This is a genomic window from Microbacterium luticocti DSM 19459 (assembly GCF_000422405.1).
Taxonomy (GTDB): Bacteria; Actinomycetota; Actinomycetes; order Actinomycetales; family Microbacteriaceae; genus Microbacterium; species Microbacterium luticocti.
In genome coordinates, this window is record NZ_AULS01000008.1 from 52,365 (window position 1) to 71,045 (window position 18,681).

General features: G+C 71.0%; 20 protein-coding genes. 7 read left to right on the plus strand and 13 right to left on the minus strand.

Annotated features, from left to right (window positions below):
- Window positions 1–35 precede the first annotated feature (35 nt).
- Complete coding sequence (locus tag H577_RS0109690; protein WP_029145796.1) at window positions 36–1,052, plus strand: LacI family DNA-binding transcriptional regulator; 1,017 nt, start codon at window positions 36–38, stop codon at window positions 1,050–1,052.
- A 59-nt stretch (window positions 1,053–1,111) separates the two neighbouring features.
- Here the strand turns inward: H577_RS0109690 and H577_RS0109695 are convergent, their stop codons facing one another.
- From H577_RS0109695 to H577_RS0109740, 10 genes are all read right to left on the minus strand, one after another.
- The gene (locus tag H577_RS0109695; protein WP_036284545.1) at window positions 1,112–2,341 is read right to left on the minus strand and encodes a multidrug effflux MFS transporter; all 1,230 of its coding nucleotides are present in this window, start codon (window positions 2,339–2,341) and stop codon (window positions 1,112–1,114) included.
- Between the two features lie 521 nt (window positions 2,342–2,862).
- On the minus strand, window positions 2,863–5,361 hold the full coding sequence (locus tag H577_RS15930) for an HAD-IC family P-type ATPase (RefSeq protein ID WP_084516062.1): 2,499 nt from the start codon (window positions 5,359–5,361) through the stop codon (window positions 2,863–2,865).
- A gap of 22 nt (window positions 5,362–5,383) precedes the next feature.
- Window positions 5,384–5,875 (minus strand): hypothetical protein, encoded by a 492-nt coding sequence (locus H577_RS0109705; RefSeq protein ID WP_156876609.1) that lies wholly within the window; start codon window positions 5,873–5,875, stop codon window positions 5,384–5,386.
- A gap of 14 nt (window positions 5,876–5,889) precedes the next feature.
- Entirely contained in the window at window positions 5,890–6,585 is a 696-nt protein-coding gene (locus H577_RS0109710) for a hypothetical protein (protein ID WP_029145799.1), read from the minus strand.
- Window positions 6,582–7,202 carry a signal peptidase I gene (locus tag H577_RS15935; protein WP_084516064.1) on the minus strand — a complete coding sequence of 207 codons (621 nt, stop codon included), beginning with the start codon at window positions 7,200–7,202 and terminating at the stop codon, window positions 6,582–6,584. The genes H577_RS0109710 and H577_RS15935 overlap by 4 nt, the downstream gene beginning before the upstream one ends.
- On the minus strand, window positions 7,199–7,822 hold the full coding sequence (locus H577_RS0109720) for a SipW-dependent-type signal peptide-containing protein (RefSeq protein WP_036284491.1): 624 nt from the start codon (window positions 7,820–7,822) through the stop codon (window positions 7,199–7,201). The genes H577_RS15935 and H577_RS0109720 overlap by 4 nt, the downstream gene beginning before the upstream one ends.
- 1 nt (window position 7,823) lies before the next feature.
- Window positions 7,824–8,438 (minus strand): SipW-dependent-type signal peptide-containing protein, encoded by a 615-nt coding sequence (locus H577_RS0109725; protein WP_029145801.1) that lies wholly within the window; start codon window positions 8,436–8,438, stop codon window positions 7,824–7,826.
- A gap of 223 nt (window positions 8,439–8,661) precedes the next feature.
- Complete coding sequence (gene rplL, locus H577_RS0109730) at window positions 8,662–9,048, minus strand: 50S ribosomal protein L7/L12 (RefSeq protein WP_029145802.1); 387 nt, start codon at window positions 9,046–9,048, stop codon at window positions 8,662–8,664.
- 42 nt (window positions 9,049–9,090) lie between these two features.
- A complete protein-coding gene (gene rplJ / locus H577_RS0109735) occupies window positions 9,091–9,606 on the minus strand; it encodes a 50S ribosomal protein L10 (RefSeq protein WP_029145803.1) in 516 nt (171 codons plus the stop codon).
- A 322-nt stretch (window positions 9,607–9,928) separates the two neighbouring features.
- Window positions 9,929–10,237, minus strand: coding sequence for a 4a-hydroxytetrahydrobiopterin dehydratase (locus H577_RS0109740; protein ID WP_029145804.1), 309 nt, complete (start codon window positions 10,235–10,237; stop codon window positions 9,929–9,931).
- Window positions 10,238–10,527: 290 nt separating this feature from the next.
- Here H577_RS0109740 and H577_RS0109745 point away from each other — a divergent pair, with 290 nt between their 5' ends.
- The 6 genes from H577_RS0109745 to H577_RS0109770 all read left to right on the plus strand — a co-directional run bounded on the left by H577_RS0109745 (window position 10,528) and on the right by H577_RS0109770 (window position 16,174).
- A complete protein-coding gene (locus H577_RS0109745; protein WP_029145805.1) occupies window positions 10,528–10,833 on the plus strand; it encodes a hypothetical protein in 306 nt (101 codons plus the stop codon).
- 274 nt (window positions 10,834–11,107) lie between these two features.
- Window positions 11,108–11,734: a YqaJ viral recombinase family protein gene (locus tag H577_RS0109750; RefSeq protein WP_029145806.1), complete on the plus strand. Its 627-nt coding sequence runs from the start codon at window positions 11,108–11,110 to the stop codon at window positions 11,732–11,734.
- Between the two features lie 242 nt (window positions 11,735–11,976).
- Complete coding sequence (locus H577_RS0109755; protein ID WP_036284496.1) at window positions 11,977–13,641, plus strand: MDR family MFS transporter; 1,665 nt, start codon at window positions 11,977–11,979, stop codon at window positions 13,639–13,641.
- Window positions 13,638–14,213 carry a MarR family winged helix-turn-helix transcriptional regulator gene (locus tag H577_RS15940; protein ID WP_084516066.1) on the plus strand — a complete coding sequence of 192 codons (576 nt, stop codon included), beginning with the start codon at window positions 13,638–13,640 and terminating at the stop codon, window positions 14,211–14,213. The genes H577_RS0109755 and H577_RS15940 overlap by 4 nt, the downstream gene beginning before the upstream one ends.
- A gap of 203 nt (window positions 14,214–14,416) precedes the next feature.
- Window positions 14,417–15,871: an MFS transporter gene (locus H577_RS0109765; RefSeq protein WP_029145808.1), complete on the plus strand. Its 1,455-nt coding sequence runs from the start codon at window positions 14,417–14,419 to the stop codon at window positions 15,869–15,871.
- Window positions 15,872–15,898: 27 nt separating this feature from the next.
- Window positions 15,899–16,174, plus strand: coding sequence for an acylphosphatase (locus H577_RS0109770; RefSeq protein WP_029145809.1), 276 nt, complete (start codon window positions 15,899–15,901; stop codon window positions 16,172–16,174).
- 176 nt (window positions 16,175–16,350) lie between these two features.
- Here H577_RS0109770 and rplA read toward each other — a convergent pair whose 3' ends face one another.
- The 3 genes from rplA to nusG all read right to left on the minus strand — a co-directional run bounded on the left by rplA (window position 16,351) and on the right by nusG (window position 18,669).
- Complete coding sequence (gene rplA, locus H577_RS0109775; RefSeq protein WP_029145810.1) at window positions 16,351–17,040, minus strand: 50S ribosomal protein L1; 690 nt, start codon at window positions 17,038–17,040, stop codon at window positions 16,351–16,353.
- Window positions 17,041–17,054: 14 nt separating this feature from the next.
- Complete coding sequence (gene rplK, locus H577_RS0109780; protein WP_029145811.1) at window positions 17,055–17,486, minus strand: 50S ribosomal protein L11; 432 nt, start codon at window positions 17,484–17,486, stop codon at window positions 17,055–17,057.
- Window positions 17,487–17,580: 94 nt separating this feature from the next.
- A complete protein-coding gene (gene nusG / locus H577_RS0109785; RefSeq protein WP_029145812.1) occupies window positions 17,581–18,669 on the minus strand; it encodes a transcription termination/antitermination protein NusG in 1,089 nt (362 codons plus the stop codon).
- Between the last annotated feature and the right edge of the window lie 12 nt (window positions 18,670–18,681).

The following is an 18,681-nucleotide window of genomic DNA, read 5'->3' on the forward strand; positions in this document are numbered from 1 at the left end:
ACGCTTCCACGACCGTCGTGAGGAAGAGGCGGTGCATGGTCGGGATCGCGGAGGTGGCACGTGCCGCGGGGGTCTCCCCTGCGACCGCCAGCCGCGCACTGACCGGCCGCGGCTACGTGGCCGCCGCCACCCGGGACCGGGTGGCGCGCACCGCCCGCGAACTCGGCTACGTCGCCTCGCGCAGCGCGGCCAATCTGGTCACCGGACGCACGCAGACCGTCGCCGTGCTGGTGCCGACGCTGTCACGCTGGTTCTTCGCCGAGGTGGTCGAGGGCGCGCAGTCGGCGCTGTGGGCCGAGGGCCACGAGCTCGCGCTGTACGCGGCCGCCGCCGGCACGCCCGTGCGCACCGAGGTGTTCGACGCGCTGCTGTCGAGCAAGCGGTTCGACGGGATCGTCGCCGTCGGCATCGAACCCGACTCCCGCGAAGAGGAACGCCTGGCCGCATTCGGCCGGCCCGTGGTCGGGGTGGGCGCGCACAGCGTGGCCGTGCCCAGCGTCGGCATCGACGACGCCGCCACCGCACGGGTGGCCGCCGAGCACCTGGTCGAGCTCGGTCACCGCGACATCTGCTTCATCGGCGGACCGCCCGACGGCGGCAGCCACGGGGACCGGCAGCGGGTGGCGGGCGCGCAGGCAGCGCTGCACGAGGCCGGCCTGCCGGTGCCGATGCGGGTCATCGACTGCGCATCGACGACCACCCCGGACGGATTCGCCGCCGCCGGCGCGGTGCTGGCCGACCGGCGCACCCGGCCGACGGCGCTGGTCGCGGTGTGCGACGAGGTCGCGGTCGGGGCATCGATCGCCGCCCGACGGCTCGGCATCCGGGTGCCCGCCGACCTCAGCATCGTGGGCATCGACGACCATCCGATGGCCGAGATGTTCTCGCTGACCACGATGCGCCAGCGCCCGCGCGAACAGGGCGAACGCGCCGTGCAGCTGCTGATGCGCGGCATCCGGCATCCCGACGCCGCGCCCGACGCGGCGACCGCGCTCACCCAGCTGGTGGTGCGCGGCAGCACGGCCGAGCCGCGCACCGCGGCACGCGGCTGACCGCCCGCCGGCGAGCGCGTGCGGCGAGTGCGCCCGGCGAGGCCGGCCGGCGAGTGCGGTCAGGGCGTGAGCTGGGGCACGGTGCGCGGGCGCACCACCAGCCACAGCGACAGCACGCCGACCACCGCGCAGCCGATCATCACGACGGCCATGGTCGTCGGGGTGATGCCCGCCTCGTGGGCGATCAGCCCGACCAGCGGCGAGATCAGGCCGGCCACGGCGTTGTTCGAGAATCCGATGAGGGATGCCGCGGTGCCGGCCGCCTTGCCGTGCCGGTCGAGCGAGAGCACCTGCACGCACGGGAACGTGAACCCGCAGGCCGACATGAACACGAACAGCGGCACGATCGTGCCCCAGAGCCCTGCGCCCAGCTGGTCGCACACGGCGATCGCGGCGGCGGCGAGCACGAGCACCGCCGTCGAGAAGGCGAGCACCCATTGCGGGCCGAACCGGGCCGCGAGCCGCGCGGCGATCTGGTTGCCGATGACGAGGCCGATCGAGTTCGCGGCGAACAGCAGCCCGTACTGCTGGGCGTTGAAGCCGTAGGTCTGCTGGAACAGGAACGACGAGCTGGACAGGTACGAGAACAGTCCGCTGAAGGTCATCGCGCCGATGATGAGCACGCCGATGAAGATGCGGTCGCGGAACACGGCGGCGTAGCGCTGCCGCATCGTGGTGACGCCGCGGTCGTGACGGCGCGCCCTGGGCAGCGTCTCGGGCAGCACGAAGATCGCGCAGCCGAGCATGACGACGCCGTATGAGGCGAGCACGACGAAGATGCCGCGCCAGTCCATGACCGACAGCAGCGCCGAGCCGATCAGCGGCGCGATCACCGGCGCAGCCCCGGTGACCAGGGCCAGGCGGCTGAGCATGACGACCAGGCGCCGCCCGCCGAACAGGTCGCGCACCATGGCCATGGCCACCACGCCGCCGGCGGCGGCGCCCACCCCCATCAGCACGCGCGCACCGCCCAACAGCACGAGCGTGGGGGCCAGGGCTGCAGCGACGGACGCCACCACGTGCACACCGGTGACGATCAGCAGCGGAATGCGGCGGCCCAGCTTGTCGCTGAGCGGTCCGACGATCAGCTGGCCGAGCCCGAAGCCGATCATGGTGCCGGTGAGGGTCAGCTGCACCGCCGCGGCGGTGGTGTCGAAGTCGCGCTCGAGCACGGGGAACGCGGGCAGGTACAGGTCGACGGTGAACGGGCCGAGGGCGGTCAGCGCCCCCAGCAGCACGATGTACAGCACCCGGCGTGCGGTCGAGATCGCATCGCCGGGGTGCAGCATGATCGGCGCGGTGGCCGGGTCGGGGCCGAGCGTGCGGATGGCGGCGGTGGCGGCGGGGATGCGGATGGAGCCGGTGGCGGTGCGGATCGACCCGGTGGCGGTGCGCGTCTCGCCGGGGGCGAGATCGGTGGATGCCACCGGCTCGCGCGACGGCGCGGCATCGCCGCCGGCGGCGTGCGCGGCAGCGGGCTGGTCGGGCGCAGGTTCGTCAGCGGCGTGCGCGGCGGGTTCGTCGGCGGCGGCGGGGACGGTCGGGTGTGCGGCGGTGTCGGCGGTCACGGGGCTTCCGGTCGAAGGGTCAGGCGGAGGGTCGGCAGAGGGTCGGTCGGTGGCAGGCGGGGTCAGGCAGGGGTCGGACAGAGTTGCGGACGGAGTGCGGACGGAGTGCGGCAGCACGGACGGCGGGCGTACCGCGACGGCGGTGTGAGGCCCCACGCGACATGGTCCGGTGGCCTCGCGCCCGGGGCGTCCGCGGCCCACGAGGGAACAGAAAAAGGTCGAATCGATTCGACCTTTCTTCATCATACCCGACCGGCGTCTGCTGTTTCGGCTCGTTCCCGCTGCCGCAACCACAGTCGCTGCAGCAGAAAGGCCACGCCGATCAGCACGATGCCGACGGCGCCGATCCATGCGACGAGCACGAGCAGTTCGGGGCGGGGTGTGTGCAGCTGGAAGAACCAGGCGGTGAACGGCACCCAGGTGACCAGCAGGTATCCGGCCACCATCGCGGCCACGACCAGCGCCTTCACCCCGGTGGGCGGCAGTGAGACCAGCACCAGCACCCACAGGCCCAGGATCGCCACGAGCATGGTCGCCGCGGTGCGGGTCTCTGGCAGCGGCAGCTGCCACACGTCGCGACCGATGTGTGCGAGCATCGTCATCCCGACCCCGATGACCACCCCCGCCGGCACCGCGAGACTGAGCGTGCGGCGCAGGAATCCGGGTCGGTAGCGTCGGGCGTTCGGCAGCAGGGCGAGGAAGAACGCGGGGATGCCGATGGTCAGGCCGTCGGTGATCGACAGCTGCCGCGGCAGGAACGGGACCTGCATGATCAGCACCCCGAACAGCACCGCGATGACGGTCGCATAGACGGTCTTGGTCAGAAACAGCACCGACACCCGCTCGATGTTGGCGATGACCCGGCGGCCCTCGTCGACGACGAACGGCAGGTGGGCGAAGCGGCCGTCGAGCAGCACGAGCCGGGCGACGGCCTTGGTGGCGGCGGCGCCGCTGTTCATGGCGATGCCGATGTCGGCCTGCTTGATCGCGAGCGCGTCGTTGACGCCGTCGCCGGTCATCGCGACGGTGTGGCCGCGGCGCTGCAGGGCGATCACCATCGCCTTCTTCTGTTCGGGGGTGACCCGTCCGAACACGGTGGTGCGCTCGATGACCTCGGACAGCGCGTGCGGGTCGCCGGGCAGGGTGCGGGCGTCGACGCCGGCGGGGTCGGGAACGCCGACCTCGCGGGCGATGGCGGTGACCGTCTCGGCGGCATCGCCCGAGATGATCTTGACGGCCACGCCTTGCCGTGCGAAGTAGGCGAGTGTCGAGGCGGCGTCGTCGCGCACCCGCTCGCGCAGGGTGAGCAGCGCGACCGGGTGCAGGCCCGCGGGCAGGCGCTGCGCCTGCACGTCGTCGTCGTCCAGCGGTGCGGCCGTGTGCGCGAGCACCAGGGTTCGTCGGCCGGTGGCGGCCAGCTCGTGCACCGCCGCGGCCAATGACGCCTCGCCTTCGTCCGCGGCGGCTCCGTCCCACGGCACGGCGCGGTGCGTGGCATCCGCGAATATGAGGCCGGGAGCACCGAAGACCCACGTGCCGTCGTCGAGCGTGACGGCGCTCCACTTGCGGGCCGACGAGAACGGGATCTCGGCGCGCGCCGCGGGGGCGGATGCGACCGGGTAGGCGCTGGCGAGGCTGTGCGCGGTGGCGTTGGCGTTCGGGTCGGCGCCGAACCAGGCGAGCGCGTCGCGCCAGCCGGGTGCCGGCCGGGTGTCGAGGGGATGCTCGGCGTCGAACGCGATGTCGCCGTGGGTGAGGGTTCCGGTCTTGTCGAGGCAGACGACATCCACTCGGGCGAGGCCCTCGACGGCGGGCAGCTCCTGCACGAGCACCTGGTCGCCGGCCAGCCGCGCGGCGCCGACCGCGAAGGCGATGCTGGTCAGCAGCACCAGCCCGAGCGGGATCATCGCGATGATCACGGCGATCGAATCGACCGCGGCCAGGCGCCAGCCGCCGCTGCGCAGGGCGTGCTCCCAGCCGCCGTGCACCTGCACCTGGGCGTTGGTGACCAGGGCGGCGACCGGTCCGATGCCCCAGGCGACCCAGGCGAGGATGCGGTTGATCGAGCGGCGCAGCTCGGAGTGGGCGAGGCGGAACCGGCGCGCCTCGTGCGCGAACCGGCTGGCGTAGGTGTGCGCGCCGACGCGGGTGGCGCGGGCCAGGCCCCGGCCGGCGACGACGGCGGATCCGGCGAGCACCTCGTCGCCGGGGACTTTGTCGACGGGGTCGGCCTCGCCGGTGAGCATGGACTCGTCGACCTCGAGTCCGCCGTCGCCGGCGACCACCGCGTCGGCCGGGATCTGGTCGCCGGCGCGCAACACGAGGATGTCGCCGAGCACGACCTCGGCGGGCGCCAGCTCGGCGTCGCGTCCGTCGCGGCGCACGCGGGCGTGCGGCGCGTTCATCAGCGCGAGCCGGTCGAGGGCGATCTTGGCGCGGATCTCCTGGTAGCAGCCGACGAGGGTGTTGAACAGGGCGGCGAGCCCGAACAGGGCGTCCTGCCAGTGGCCGAGCACCAGCAGTGCGGCGAAGCACGCGAACACGATCGCGTTGAACAGGGTGAACACATTCGAGCGGACGATGCTCCACCAGGTGCGGCTGGTGTCGGCCTCGAACGCGTTCGACAGGCCGGATGCGGCGCGCTCGCGCGCCTGCGCGGTGCTCAGGCCGGTGGTCGGGTCGGCGTCGACCAGCGGTGCGGATGCCGCCGGGTGCGGTTGTCTGACGTGCGCGGCATCCATGTGGCCAGCGTAAGAGACGCGGTCAGCCGTTGGTGTACGTGCATGTGGGCGCGCCGCCGAGGAGTGGGGCGTAGTAGGTGAAGGTCGTGACGCCCGGCGAGCTCCACGCGCCCATCGTCGTCCTCATCTCCACGGTGATGTCGGCTCCGAGCAGACTTCCGAGAAGTCCCGACAGCAGTGCTGTGTCGAACGCCGAGGTGTATCGGCCATCGCCATCGGATACGGTGCTCGGCACCTCGACGTTGCCGTCGATGGTGAAGCGCACGTTCGCGGCGGCCAGTCCCGAGTAGGGTGCCGCGGCGAGGGGCCATTGCCACCGGATGGAGAACACGGTTCCCCCCAGCGCCGGCGGCCGCACGCACCGCGGGATGCTCACGATCTGGGGCGGCCGGAGTGTGAGAGCCGTGACGGTGCCGCGGGCGTACTCCGAGTCCGTGAACGCCGCGTCAGTCGGCGCGGCTCGGGGAAGCGCCACGATACCCAGTACCAGAGCTGCACCGGCCAGTGCCGCCACGAGCCGCCGCCCGATCACGGGCCACTTCCCTGTGGAGCCGGTCTCGCCGCCCGGCGAGCGTGTGGCCGCCGGTGCCGTCGCGCGACCAGCAGCACTCCGACCACGAGCAGCACGGCGCCGGCGTCGAGCAGCCAGGGCAACGAGCCCGGCAGTCCGCCGGTGCGCGGCAGGTCGCCACCGGGGGCGATCGCCTGCGACTGTCCCCACCCGTGCGCGTGCACCAGCAGTGCCGACGTGCCGCGCGCTCCCGCGGCGACCGTGACCGTCAGCCGCAGCCGGGCGACGTCGGCCGCGGCCATCCGCACGAGCGGAACCTCGGTGCCGTCGCGGGGGACGACCCAGTCGGTGCGCAGCACCGTCACGACACCCGGGCAGCCGGATGGGGTCCACGCCCGGGTGCAGCGTGCGACCGCGATCACCAGCGGTGCCCGCCCGGTTGCGCTCACCCCGATCCGCACCGTGCCCGGGCTCGGCGCGTTCGCGCTGACGGTGACATCCCAGTGCACCGGCTGTCCGGGTTGCAGCCGGGATGCCGCCGCCCAGTCCGCGACCGATACCAGGCGCAGCACAGGGCCGGCCACTACCTGTGTCGTGGTGGCCGCGGGCACCGGGCCCGCGGCATCCGTCGCCTGCGCCGCCGCGCCCGTCGACGCGACCGATGCGGCGAGGGCCGCTGCGGCCGCCGCCAGGAACAGGACGACCCGCCTCACGTGTCCGGCTCCCCGTCGCCGGGATCGAGGTGGCGCCGCGGCCAGAACGCCCACACCACGAGGGCCGCTGCGGCCACGGTGATGCCGCCGAGCACGTACGGGTTGCCCATCAGCACGACCACCGGCGCGAGGCCGGGCACCGAGAAGCGCACGATGCGCACACTGGTGACGGTGTAGGGCGCCGGGTCGTCGTCGGCGTTCGCGTCGCCGCGCAGGGTCAGCACGCGTTGCGCGGGTGTGGGTCCGTCGGCGACCTGACGGACCCGGTGCGTCACCGGCAACTGCCCGGGCCGGTCGACCGTGACGATGTCGCCGACGGCCACATCGGCGGCCGGGATGCGCTGCACCACGGCGACCGACCCGGCCGGGATGGTCGGCGCCATCGAACCGGTGCGGAACATGATGAGCGTGATGTGTGCGGTGAACGCGAGCACCACGAGCACGATGCAGACCACGCCTGCTGCCGCCGCCAGCCAGAGCAGAATCTCGCCCAGCGCGCCGCCGATCCGGGGGCGGGGGCGGGCTGCCGCGCCCTGCGCGACGTGGCTGGCGCTGTCGTGGCGCGGCCTGTCTCGGCTGCGGCGGGCAGGTGTGGGTGCGTCGGTCGTGCCGGTCATGGCGCCGCCGAGGTCGCGTCGACGTGCCAGTGCACGGCGGCGGTCAGACCCTGCGCGCCGTTGCCGGTGGCCGCGGGCATGGTGACCGCGAAGCAATAGGTCACCGGGCCCGCACCGTTCGCGCCCGCGTGCTGCGTGCCGCTGCCGTCGGCCGTGAGCGCCGAACCGGTCGCGACGACGGCCGTGCCGGCGGCGAACGCCTGTGCATCGCAGGTCGCGCCGGCCACCGTCCGCACGCCGTAGGTCAGGTACTGCCCGAGACCCGCGGTGTTGCCGGGGTCGGCGCGCAGCTGCAGGGTCGCCGGCAGCGATCCGGCCGCGGTCTTGATGCGCAGGAGCGCGTACACCGTGGCGCCGGGTGTCATCGCACCGGCCGGCATCGAGAAGCCGAGCGTGGCGGGCGCGCCCGCCGGGTGGTCGCCGAACGTGCTGCCGTCGACCGAGCCGACGATGCCGAACGTGCCGGCGGTGATCGTCGCCGTCGTGTACTCGGAGTCGTTCCACGCCGCAAGCGTCGCGGTGGCGCCGATGCCCAGCACGACGCCGCCGGCGAGCACGGCGCGGATCCGACGCGAGCGCAGCCGTCGCGCCTGCCGCACCCGGGTGCGGTCGCCGCTCATGTCAGTTCGCGGTGGAGGTCGCGGTGAACTGCCAGGTCTCGGTACTGGTGGTGCCCTGGGTCAGAGCCGCGTCGGCGGTGACGATGAAGCACAACTGCACGGGCGTTCCGGCCGCGCCGCCCGTTCCCGCGGTCAACGTGACCGGCGTACCGCCTTCGATCGCGTCGAGGGTGGCGCCGGATGCCACGACCGGGCCTGCGGCATCGGCGTCACAGGTGTCGGTGGGGCCCAGCGCGCGCACTTCGTACGACAGGTGTGCCGCGTCGCTGCCGGTGCCGGGCTGGACCCCCGCGGCCTCGAGAGTGGCGCCGTTGGTGGTCGTGGCATCCAGTCGCACCCAGAACGGCGCGGTCACGACGTCACCCGGCGACATCGCCGCGGCCGTGGCCGGCAGTTGGAACGACAGCGCGGCGGCGCCGTTGCTCGAGGCATGGTCGGTGTAGGTGCCGCCCGCACCGTCGGTGGCGCCCTGCAGGTTGAACGAGCCGGCGGTGAAGACGCCCTTCGCGAATTCGGAGTCGTTCCAGGCCGCCAGGGTGACGGCGGTGCCGACCCCCAGCACCAGTCCTCCCGCCAAGACCGCCAGGATCTTGCGCCGTGTCGTACGTGTCACCATGTCCGCAGCTCCCCTCTGGAGAATCGAATGCGTTCGTGAACGTCATCACGACCTTCCCCAGCGGTCGACCGAGCTGTTCTGCTGTCATCTTGGCGCACCGGCATCCCGTCATCAAGCCCTGTGTGTCATGCGGCGAGTGCGCCGGGATGCACGAAAGCCCCGGGCGGGTGCCCAGGGCTTTCGTGGAACGCGATGCGTCACCGGGTCTGCGACCCGGTCCGGCTCACTTCAGGTTGACGGTGGCGCCGGCCTCTTCGAGAGCGGCCTTGGCCTTGTCGGCGGTCTCCTTGTTGGCGCCCTCCAGAACCGGCTTGGGCGCGCCGTCGACGAGAGCCTTCGCGTCGCCGAGGCCGAGCGAGGTGAGCTCGCGGACGACCTTGATGACCTGGATCTTCTTGTCGCCGACCGACTCGAGGATGACGTCGAAGGAGTCCTTCTCTTCAACCTCTTCGGCCGGGGCGGCGCCACCGGGCGCGGCAGCGGCCACGGCGACCGGAGCGGCGGCGGTGACCTCGAAGGTCTCCTCGAACTTCTTGACGAACTCGCTGAGCTCGATGAGCGAGAGCTCCTTGAAGGCGTCGAGCAGCTCGTCGGTGCTGAGCTTTGCCATGATGATTCTCCTTGATCGGGGTTTGTTCTAGCCGCGCCCTGTTCAGGCAGCGGACTCCTGCTTCTCACGCAGCGCGTCGACCGTGCGCACGGCCTTCGACAGCGGTGCGTTGAAGACGTATGCCGCCTGGAACAACGAGGCCTTCATCGCGCCGGCGAGCTTCGCCAGCAGGACTTCACGGCTCTCGAGGTCGGCGAGCTTGCCTACCTCTTCGGGGGTCAGGGGGGCACCGTCGAAGTAGCCGCCCTTGATCACCAGCAGAGGGTGTGCCTTGGCGAAGGCGCGCAGACCCTTCGCGACGGCGACCGGGTCGCCGTGCACGAACGCGATGGCAGACGGCCCCTTGAGGTCGTCGTCCAGTCCCGAGATGCCGGCCTTGTCGGCGGCGATCTTGGTCAGCGTGTTCTTCACCACGGCGTATTCCGCGTCGTGACGGATGCTGTTGCGCAGCTCTTTGAGCTCGGCAACCGTCAGACCGCGGTACTCGGTCAGCAGAACGGCGGACGAGTCCTCGAATTGCTTCGTGAGCTCGGCGACCGCCTGGTCCTTCTGCGCCATGGCCACTCCTTGTCTGTGTCGCACGCTCCGCGGTGGCGGAGCGCGGCCTGGGACTTCCGGTCACACGGCAAACAAAAACGCTCCGGCGCAAGCGCACGGAGCGAATCGATCGTTCGGTGTCACCTGCGCGGGCCCCTGCAGTGCAGTGCTTCGATCGTCCTGTTCGCACACGACGATGACCGGCGGTCTTCGGCTCAGATCAGTGTACGGGATGCCGCGGGCCCCGCCAAATCGCGGGCGGGATGGGTCATGCCGCGCCAGATCGCGGGCGGGATGCCGCATCCTGGCCGCGGCGCGTCATGCCAGGCACCCGGAGGGGTCGTCACCCCTCAGACTCGGCCGCGACGCCGAGCTCCCGCGCCGCGTGCGAGATCGCGGCCGCGAGCTGGGCATCCTTTCGCGTCAGGCCGCCGGCCTCATGGCTGATCAGGTGCACGCGCACGCTCGGATAGGTGATCTCGACGTCGGGGTGGTGGTTCGCGGCTTCGGCGAGCTCGGCGATGACCGCGAACAGCCGGGCGCCCGTGGCGAAGTCGCCGGTGTGGAATCGGACGGCGGCGCCGTCGCCATCGGCCCGCCAGTCATCGACGCCGTCGAACCCGCTGAACTGCTCGAAGGTGAGAGTGTCCATGCTCCGACCCTGCCACTCTCGCCGACGGACGCAACCCCCTGGCAGCACAAGAGCCGGCGGCACATGCCCCGCGCGCCCGCCGGCACAGCCCCCACCGGCGCGGGCGCCGGCGGCACACGCTCCGCGCGCCCGCGGGCACAACCCCCCACCTGCGCGGGCGCCGGCGACACCAGGCGCCGGCATCATCGCCGCCTCCCCACCCCGAGGCCGGCTACCGCCGTCCACCGTTGCGGGCGCGTTCAGCCCGGAATGCCGCCATCGCGTCCGGCCCCGCTCCTACGCTGGCCGACATGCTGCGATCCATCGAACGTCATGAGCGACCCCACGAAGTCGCCTACCTGGTGCCGTGGCTGGTGATCCGCGACGACCTGCCCTGGTGCACGGTGCGCAACATCGGCGACGAGCGCCTGAGTTGCGTGTCGACCCAGTTCTTCGGCGAGGGGTGGGCGGAGCCCGCGGTTCCGCGCGCGTCGCTCGACCCGGGCGAGGAGCTGCGGTTCCTCTTCTTCGGGCAGCGGGCGATCGAGACCGGCCGGGTGACCCTGCATTGGCGACGACCCGACGGACGGGAGTACGCCTGGACGTTCGTGTGCTGAACGGCTCGCTGCCGGTCGTCGAGGGGACCGCGTGCCGCGCGGACGACGACCGGCAGCCACCTCCGTCATCGAGCGGGGTCGCGCGCAGCGCGGCCGGTCATCGCTCTCCGTGCACATGAGGTTCCATGAGGGTGCGAGGCTCCCCGCGTCTCGAATGAGTGCCACACCGACGCTCGCGCTTCCTGGGCCGGCTTGACGATCACGGGCTCTTGCGCATCCTGACCGCGCCGCGTCGCGACCGGGCACCGTCCGCAGCCGGGTCTACCCTCAGAGGGTGACCCCCGATCTAGCCGAGCGCATCGTCGCGGACTCCCGCGACCGGGTCGCCTGGCTACGGGCACGCTCGCGCGGCATCACCGCGACCGATGTTGCCGCGCTCACCGGTGAGCGGGCCATCCCTCGCGCCGCGCAGACCAAGCTGCGCGGCAGCGGCTTTTCGGGCAACGCCTACACCGACCACGGCCGCCGCCGCGAGCCCGAGATCGCCCGCTGGATCGCCGCCACCCACGGTATCCAGCCCTCCTCCGCCCTGTTCCGCGCGGTCGTGGAACCCCGTCACCTCGCCACACCCGACGGGCTGGTCCAGGATGACTCCGGCCGCATCGTTCTCGCCGAGATCAAGACCACGAACAAGGCATGGCGCAGCATCCCCCGCTCATATCTGCGTCAGGTGTGGTGGCAGCAGCACGTGCTCGGCGCGGAGCGCACCCTGGTCGTCTGGGAACAGCACGACGACTTCGTGCCCGTCGCCGACGAACCCCGGTGCGCCTGGGTCGACCGCGACGACGCCGAGATCGCCCGGCTGGTTCGACTGGCCACCGCGCTGATCGACGAACTGCACCGGCGCACCCACCCGGCTCCTGCCCGCGAGCAGTACCGCGCCCTCGCCCTGGCCGACTGACGTAGGCGCCGGCACGGCCACCCGGACCGCACAACCACCCGATCCGCACGACCACCCGATCCGCACGGCGGCCCGTCCGGAACCCGATCTTGTTTGACAGATGTCAACCATCGGCATATAGTTGACTCTTCTCAACCGTTGACTCCGATCAACCTTTCGCGCCAGCGACGCCGCGACTGACATCCGAACCGCGAAGGACCCGCATGACAGACGCACCCCATTCCGCCGGCATGAAGCCGGCCATGACCCATCGACAGGTTCTCGAGGCCCTCTCCGGCCTCATCCTGGGCATGTTCGTGTCGATGCTCGCATCGACCGTCGTGTCGAGCTCGCTGCCGGTCATCGTCCACGACCTGGGCGGTGACCAGACCGCGTTCACCTGGGTGGTCACCGCAACCCTGCTGACCACCGCGATCGCCACGCCGATCTGGGGCAAGCTCGCCGACCTGTTCAACCGCAAGCTGCTCTTCCAGCTCGCGATCGTCATCTTCATCCTCGCCACTGCCGCCGCCGGCTTCTCCCAGAACCCCGGCATGCTCATCACCGCGCGTGCTGTGCAGGGCATCGGCGCGGGCGGTCTGGCCGCCCTCAGCCAGGTCATCATGGCCGACATCCTCAGCCCCCGCGAACGCGGTAAGTACATGGGCCTGTTCGGCGCCGTCATGGCCGTCTCGACCGTGGGCGGACCGCTTCTGGGTGGTGTCATCACCGACGCCTGGACCTGGCGCTGGAACTTCTACGTCGCCCTTCCGGTCGCCGTCGTCGCCCTGATCATCGTGCAGAAGACACTGCACCTGAGCCCGCTGGTGCACCGCAAGGTCCGCATCGACTACCTCGGCATCGTGCTGCTGTCGGCAGCCGCCTCGCTGCTGCTCATCTGGGTGTCGTTGGCCGGTACCGCCACCGGGTTCCCGTGGAACAGTGTGCAGACCTACCTCATGGTCGGCGGCGCCGTGCTCGCCACCGTGCTGTTCATCATCGTCGAGCTGCGCTCGAAGGAGCCGCTGGTGCCGCTGTCGATGTTCCGCAACCGCACCTTCAGCCTTGCGGTCGTCGCATCGATCTCCACCGGCATCGCCATGTTCGGCGCGTCGGTCTTCCTCAGCCAGTACATGCAGCTGGCCCGCGGCGCCACGCCCACCCAGGCGGGACTGATGACCATCCCGATGATCGCCGGCCTGCTTCTGGCATCCGTCATCATCGGCGCTCTCATCTCGAAGTACGGGCACTGGAAGCCGTATCTGATCGTCGGTGGCGCCCTGCTGATCGCCGGCTCGTACACCCTGTCGACCATCCACTACGACACGAACTTCGCCCTCGTCTCGCTGTACATGTTCCTGCTCGGCGCCGGGGTCGGCATGACGATGCAGAACCTCGTGCTGGTCGTGCAGAACACCTGCAAGCCCAGCGAGCTGGGCGTGGCAAGCTCGGGCGTCACGTTCTTCCGCAGCCTCGGCGGCACCATCGGCGTCTCGGTCATGGGCGCCGCACTGGCCTCGAAGGTCGTCGACCTCATGAAAGAGCACATGCCCGACCTGGTCAAGGCCATCATGGGCCTGGGCGACAAGGCGCAGTACTGGCAGCAGCAGCTGTCCAGCGGCACCATGCCCGAGGTCTCGACGATGCCGCAGACGCTGCGCGTGATCATCGAGGACATCTACGCCCAGGGCATCTCGCACTCGTTCCTGATCGGCGTGCCGTTCGCGGTGCTCAGCCTGCTCGCGATCCTGTTCATTCCGAACAAGCCGCTCAACCGCATGACCAACGTCGAGCGCATGCAGGCGGGCGAGGCCGACCTGGCGACTGTCTCGGTGCCCGAGGCGATGGAGACGCTGGCCCACACCGGCAGCATCCCCGTCGGCGGCAGCACGGATGCCTCGACCCGGCGCGGTCCGGACGACCGATGACCACGCGACCCGGCCCCGAGGCGACCTCCCCTGCGGATGTCGCCTCGGGGCGCTCGCCCCACGAAGGCACCCCGCGCTCGCCCCGCGAAGGCACCCCGCGCTCGCCCCGTGAAGGCACCCCGGACGCCGCCACACGCGGCGCCGCGGTGCGCGCGCTGGAGGCGTCGTTCGCGGGCCTGTTCACTCAGCTGCGCGACGCCTACGCGCGCGCGGCCGCATCGGTCAGCCCCGGCATGATGCCCGGCACCTTCAAGGTGTTCACCACCATCGAGCGGATGGGACCGGTCACCCTGTCGGCGGTCGCCGAGCTCATGCAGGCCGACAAGGGCATGCTCAGCCGCGCCGTCAGCGAGCTGGAATCGCTCGGCTTCGTCGAGCGCAGCCCCGACCCCTCCGACGGCCGTATGCGGCTCATCGCCGTCACCGACCTCGGCCGCTCCCGACTCGAGGCCGTGCGCTACCCGTACATCGACCGACTCGGCGAAGCCCTGGCCGACTGGCCGGTCGACTCGATCGAGAAGCTCACCGACATGCTCAACGCGCTGGCGACCGGCATCACCCCCGAGCCCTGACTCCCGTGCCCTGATCCCCGAGCCGGACCCCCGAGCCCCGACTCGCGCGGCCGTGATCCCGCACCGCCGAACCGGCGGGCGCCGAGAGCCGCTGCTCCGGATGCGTTCAGCCCGATTGCCGCGACCCGCCCGGTCGGCGACGTGTGACGGCATGTGAAGCCCGGACTGGGTGCACCACCGCCTGTCACGTAGCATCCCCACACGTGACCGACCGCACAAGCGCACCCCACCTGATCCGCTCCGCCGACGACGTCCACGCCCTGCTGGCACGCTTCGGCTCGCAGAGCCGGCGCACCCGCGGCGTGATCCTGCTGGCGCTCGGCGGCATCTTCATGGACGCCTACGACTTCTCATCGCTCGCGTTCGGCATCACCGCCATCAAAGAGCAGTTCGGCCTCGACGGATTCACCACCGGCCTGGTCAACGCGGCGATCATGATCGGCGCCGTGGTCGGGGCCCTGGCCGGCGGTGTGCTGGTGGACCGGTTCGGCCGCTACAAGCTCTTCATGGCCGACATGGTGTTCTTCGTCGTCGCCGCCATCGGATGCGCGCTGGCGCCGAACGCCGCCGTGCTCATCGCGTTCCGGTTCGTCATGGGCCTGGGCGTCGGCCTCGACCTGCCGGTGGCGATGGCCTTCCTCGCCGAGTTCTCGAAGCTCGCCGGCCGCGGCAGCCGCTCGCAACGGGTCAACGCCTGGTCGCCGGCCTGGTACATCGCCACCGGCTTCGGGTACCTCGTGGTGCTCGCGGTGTTCCTGCTCCTGCCGCACGACCAGCACACGATCCTGTGGCGGATCGTGGTCGGCTTCGGCGCGGTGCCCGCACTCGCGGTGCTCATCGCCCGCCGCCGCTACCTCGCCGAGTCGCCGCAGTGGCTCGCCGACCAGGGCGACCTGCGCGGCGCGGTCGACGTGATGCGCTCGCACCACGGCCTCGACGTCGCACTGGCCCCCGACGCCCGCACCGGCGCCCGTCGTGACACCGGACACTGGCGCAACATCGCCGAACTGTTCTCGCGCCGGTACCGGCTGCGCACGATCGCGACGCTGAGCGTCTCGGTGTTCTCCACCATCGGATACAACGCCGTCGCCTACGGCACGCCGCTGATCATCTCGCTGTTGTTCCTGCAGAGCGAGATGGTGACGATCGTCTCGGCGCTGGTCATCAACCTGGGCTTCGGCGCGGCAGGCGGCATTCTCAGCGTCGTCGCCGTGAACCGCGTCGGCGCCCGACGGCTGACCCTCATCGGCTTCGCCGTGCAGACCGCGTCGCTGGGATGCCTCGCCCTGGTCGGCGTGCCCACGTCAGCCGTGGTCGTGGTCGCACTGGCGATGCTCGCCGCGTTCGTGTTCGCCCAGTCGTTCGGCCCCGGCGCGAACCTGATGAGCTATGCGACGCTGTCGTACCCGACCCGCCTGCGCGGCGTGGGCGTCGGCTTCAACCAGGCCGTGCAACGCACCTTTTCGATCCTGTCGCTGCTGTTCTTCCCGGTGCTGACCGCGGCGTTGTCGACGAACGTGTTCTGGCTGCTGGCGTGCGCACCGCTGGCCGGCGTGATCGCCATCGCCGCGATCCGCTGGGACCCCACCGGCAAAGACGTCGACGGCGAGGACGCCGCCGCAGGCCGGGCGGCGCCCGCTCTCGTGCGGGAGGCGTGAGGCGCGGCATCCTGCGATGATGGCCTCATGCGACGCGTGCATGTGATCGTGAGCGGCGACGTGCAAGGGGTGGGATACCGCTACACGATGCGACTGGAGGCGCGGGAGGCGGGCGTCGCGGGCTGGGTGCGCAACCGCCGCGACGGCTCCGTCGAGGCCGAGATCGAGGGCACCGACGAGCAGGTCGACGCGCTGCTGGCGTGGATGGCGCAGGGCCCACCCGGTGCCCGCGTCGACGACGCGCGGCTCACGGATGCCTCACCCACCGGCAGCACCGGATTCGAGGTGCTCCCGACCGTCTGAGCCCCGGCGGCCCGTCGCCGGTGCGCGAACCGCACCGCACGCGAACCGGGCCCGGCGCGAAACGGGTGCGGCGCGAACCGCGCGCGGTGCGCGAGTCGCGCCGCACGGAACATCGCCCCGGACGCGAAACGGGGCCCCGCCCGAAGGCGGAACCCCGTCTCACTTGACGCTCAGGCTCAGATGGCGTTGACGTCCAGCGGGATGCCGGGGCCGAACGTGGTCGACACGGCGCCCTTCTGGATGTAGCGACCCTTCGAGCTGGCAGGCTTGAGGCGCACGATCTCGTCGAGCGCGGCCTTGAGGTTCTCATCCAGCTGCTCGGCGGTGAACGACGCCTTGCCGACGATGAAATGCACGTTGGCGTGCTTGTCGACGCGGAACTCGATCTTGCCACCCTTGATCTCCTCGACGGCCTTGGCCGGGTTGGGGGTCACGGTGCCGGTCTTCGGGTTCGGCATCAGGCCGCGGGGGCCCAGCACCTTGCCGAGTCGACCGACCTGGCCCATGAGCTCGGGCGTGGCGACGGCCGCGTCGAAATCGGTCCAGCCGCCGGCGACCTTCTCGATCAGCTCAGCGCCGCCGACCTCGTCGGCTCCGGCCGCGATCGCGGCCTCGGCCGCCGGGCCGTTGGCGAACACGATGACCCGGGCGGTCTTGCCGGTGCCGTGGGGCAGCATGACGGTGCCGCGCACCATCTGGTCGGCCTTGCGCGGGTCGACCGACAGCTTGAGGGCGACCTCGACGGTCGAGTCGAACTTCTTCGACCCGGTCTGCTTCGCCAGCGCGACGGCCTCGCTCGGGGTGTAGTACTTGTCCGCCTCGATCTTCTCGACGGCGGCGCGGTATGCCTTGGACTTGGTGGCCATGTTCGTTACTCCCCTCAGTCCTCGACCGTGATGCCCATGGAACGGGCGGTGCCGGCGATGATCTTCGAGGCGGCCTCGATGTCGTTCGCGTTCAGGTCGGGCTGCTTGGTCTCGGCGATCTGACGCACCTGCTCACGGGTGAGCTTTCCGACCTTGTCGGTGTGCGGGGTCTTCGAGCCCTTCTGCACGCCGGCGGCCTTCTTGATCAGCTCTGCGGCCGGCGGGGTCTTCAGGATGAAGGTGAAGCTGCGGTCCTCGTAGACGGTGATCTCCACGGGGATGACGTTGCCGCGCTGCGACTCGGTCGCCGCGTTGTACGCCTTGCAGAACTCCATGATGTTGACGCCGTGCTGACCGAGCGCGGGCCCGATCGGCGGCGCCGGGTTGGCGGCGCCGGCGTTGATCTGAAGCTTGATCAGGCCGGTCACCTTCTTCTTCGGTGCCATGTGTTGTTCCTTTCAACGAGCGGATGCCTCGTGGCATCCCTCTCCCACGCACCCGGGCGGGCGGTGGTGTCTGTGCGACCCGGGGAACCCCGGATCAGAGCATCTTGGTGACCTGGTCGAAGCTCAGCTCGACCGGGGTCTCGCGCTCGAACAGCGAGACGAGCACGGTGAGCTTGCCACTGGCAGGCTGGATCTCGCTGATCGTGCCGGGCAGACCCGCGAACGAGCCTTCCTTGATCGTGATGGTCTCGCCCACCTCGAAGTCGACCTCGGCGGGGATGACACGGGCCGCGGCCGCACCGCCCTTGGCGGCACCGCCCTTCGCGGTGGCGACCTCCTTGACCTCGACGAGGGATTTCAGCATGGTGAAGGCCTCTTCGAAGCGCAGCGGCGTCGGGTTGTGCGCGTTGCCGACGAACCCGGTCACGCCCGGCGTGTGCCGCACGACCGACCAGGTGTCTTCGTTCAGCTCCATGCGCACCAGCACATAGCCGGGGATCCGCACGCGGGTGACCATCTTGCGCTGGCCGTTCTTGATCTCGACGACGTCCTCCATCGGGACCTCGACCTGGTAGATGTCGTCCTCGACCTCGAGCGTCGACTTGCGCTGCTCGATGTTGGCCTTCACCTTGCGCTCGAACCCGGCGTACGAGTGGATGACGTACCACTTGCCCGGCAGCGACCGCAGTTCGGCACGGAACGCCTCGTACGGGTCCTCGTCGTCGGCCGCGTCTTCCTCGGCGTCCTCGACCACCGCGGCGGCGGCATCCACCTCGTCGACGACGTCCTCGTCGAGCACCGGACGGTCCTCTTCGCCGTTGACGTCGGGGCCGTCGTACGGGGTGACCTCCTCGGCCGCTGCGGCGGCGCGCTCGGCGGCTTCGTCCGCCGCGTCGTCGCTGAGCACTTCGGCCGCGGCCTCCGCCTCAGCGGTCTCGTCGATGTGCAGTGCGTCGTTCACGATCGCGTCCGCCTCCGGGTCGTCGATGTCGATGTCGTCCAGATCCTGGTCGTCCTCGTCCTCGTTCTCGTCCTCGTCGACCACGTGCAGCGCGGTGTGCTCCGCCGGCTCGACGGCGCGCTCCTCGGCCGCGAGGATGTCGCCCTCCTGGGCTTCGTCGTCCTCGCTGGACTGCTCGGCGGCAGTCGCCCAGTCGACGTCGTCGGGGAATCTGTCAGGCACTTGTCCTCTTCC

Excerpts from the sequence above, each read along its gene's own strand:
- H577_RS0109690 (WP_029145796.1), top strand. The coding sequence starts at position 36 with ATGGTCGGGATCGCGGAGGTGGCACGTGCCGCGGGGGTCTCCCCTGCG.
- H577_RS0109695 (WP_036284545.1), bottom strand. The coding sequence starts at position 2,341 with ATGCTGCACCCCGGCGATGCGATCTCGACCGCACGCCGGGTGCTGTAC.
- H577_RS15930 (WP_084516062.1), bottom strand. The coding sequence starts at position 5,361 with ATGGATGCCGCGCACGTCAGACAACCGCACCCGGCGGCATCCGCACCG.
- H577_RS15935 (WP_084516064.1), bottom strand. The coding sequence starts at position 7,202 with ATGACCGGCACGACCGACGCACCCACACCTGCCCGCCGCAGCCGAGAC.
- H577_RS0109720 (WP_036284491.1), bottom strand. The coding sequence starts at position 7,822 with ATGAGCGGCGACCGCACCCGGGTGCGGCAGGCGCGACGGCTGCGCTCG.
- H577_RS0109725 (WP_029145801.1), bottom strand. The coding sequence starts at position 8,438 with ATGGTGACACGTACGACACGGCGCAAGATCCTGGCGGTCTTGGCGGGA.
- rplL (WP_029145802.1), bottom strand. The coding sequence starts at position 9,048 with ATGGCAAAGCTCAGCACCGACGAGCTGCTCGACGCCTTCAAGGAGCTC.
- rplJ (WP_029145803.1), bottom strand. The coding sequence starts at position 9,606 with ATGGCGCAGAAGGACCAGGCGGTCGCCGAGCTCACGAAGCAATTCGAG.
- H577_RS0109740 (WP_029145804.1), bottom strand. The coding sequence starts at position 10,237 with ATGGACACTCTCACCTTCGAGCAGTTCAGCGGGTTCGACGGCGTCGAT.
- H577_RS0109745 (WP_029145805.1), top strand. The coding sequence starts at position 10,528 with ATGCTGCGATCCATCGAACGTCATGAGCGACCCCACGAAGTCGCCTAC.
- H577_RS0109755 (WP_036284496.1), top strand. The coding sequence starts at position 11,977 with ATGACCCATCGACAGGTTCTCGAGGCCCTCTCCGGCCTCATCCTGGGC.
- H577_RS15940 (WP_084516066.1), top strand. The coding sequence starts at position 13,638 with ATGACCACGCGACCCGGCCCCGAGGCGACCTCCCCTGCGGATGTCGCC.
- H577_RS0109770 (WP_029145809.1), top strand. The coding sequence starts at position 15,899 with ATGCGACGCGTGCATGTGATCGTGAGCGGCGACGTGCAAGGGGTGGGA.
- rplA (WP_029145810.1), bottom strand. The coding sequence starts at position 17,040 with ATGGCCACCAAGTCCAAGGCATACCGCGCCGCCGTCGAGAAGATCGAG.
- rplK (WP_029145811.1), bottom strand. The coding sequence starts at position 17,486 with ATGGCACCGAAGAAGAAGGTGACCGGCCTGATCAAGCTTCAGATCAAC.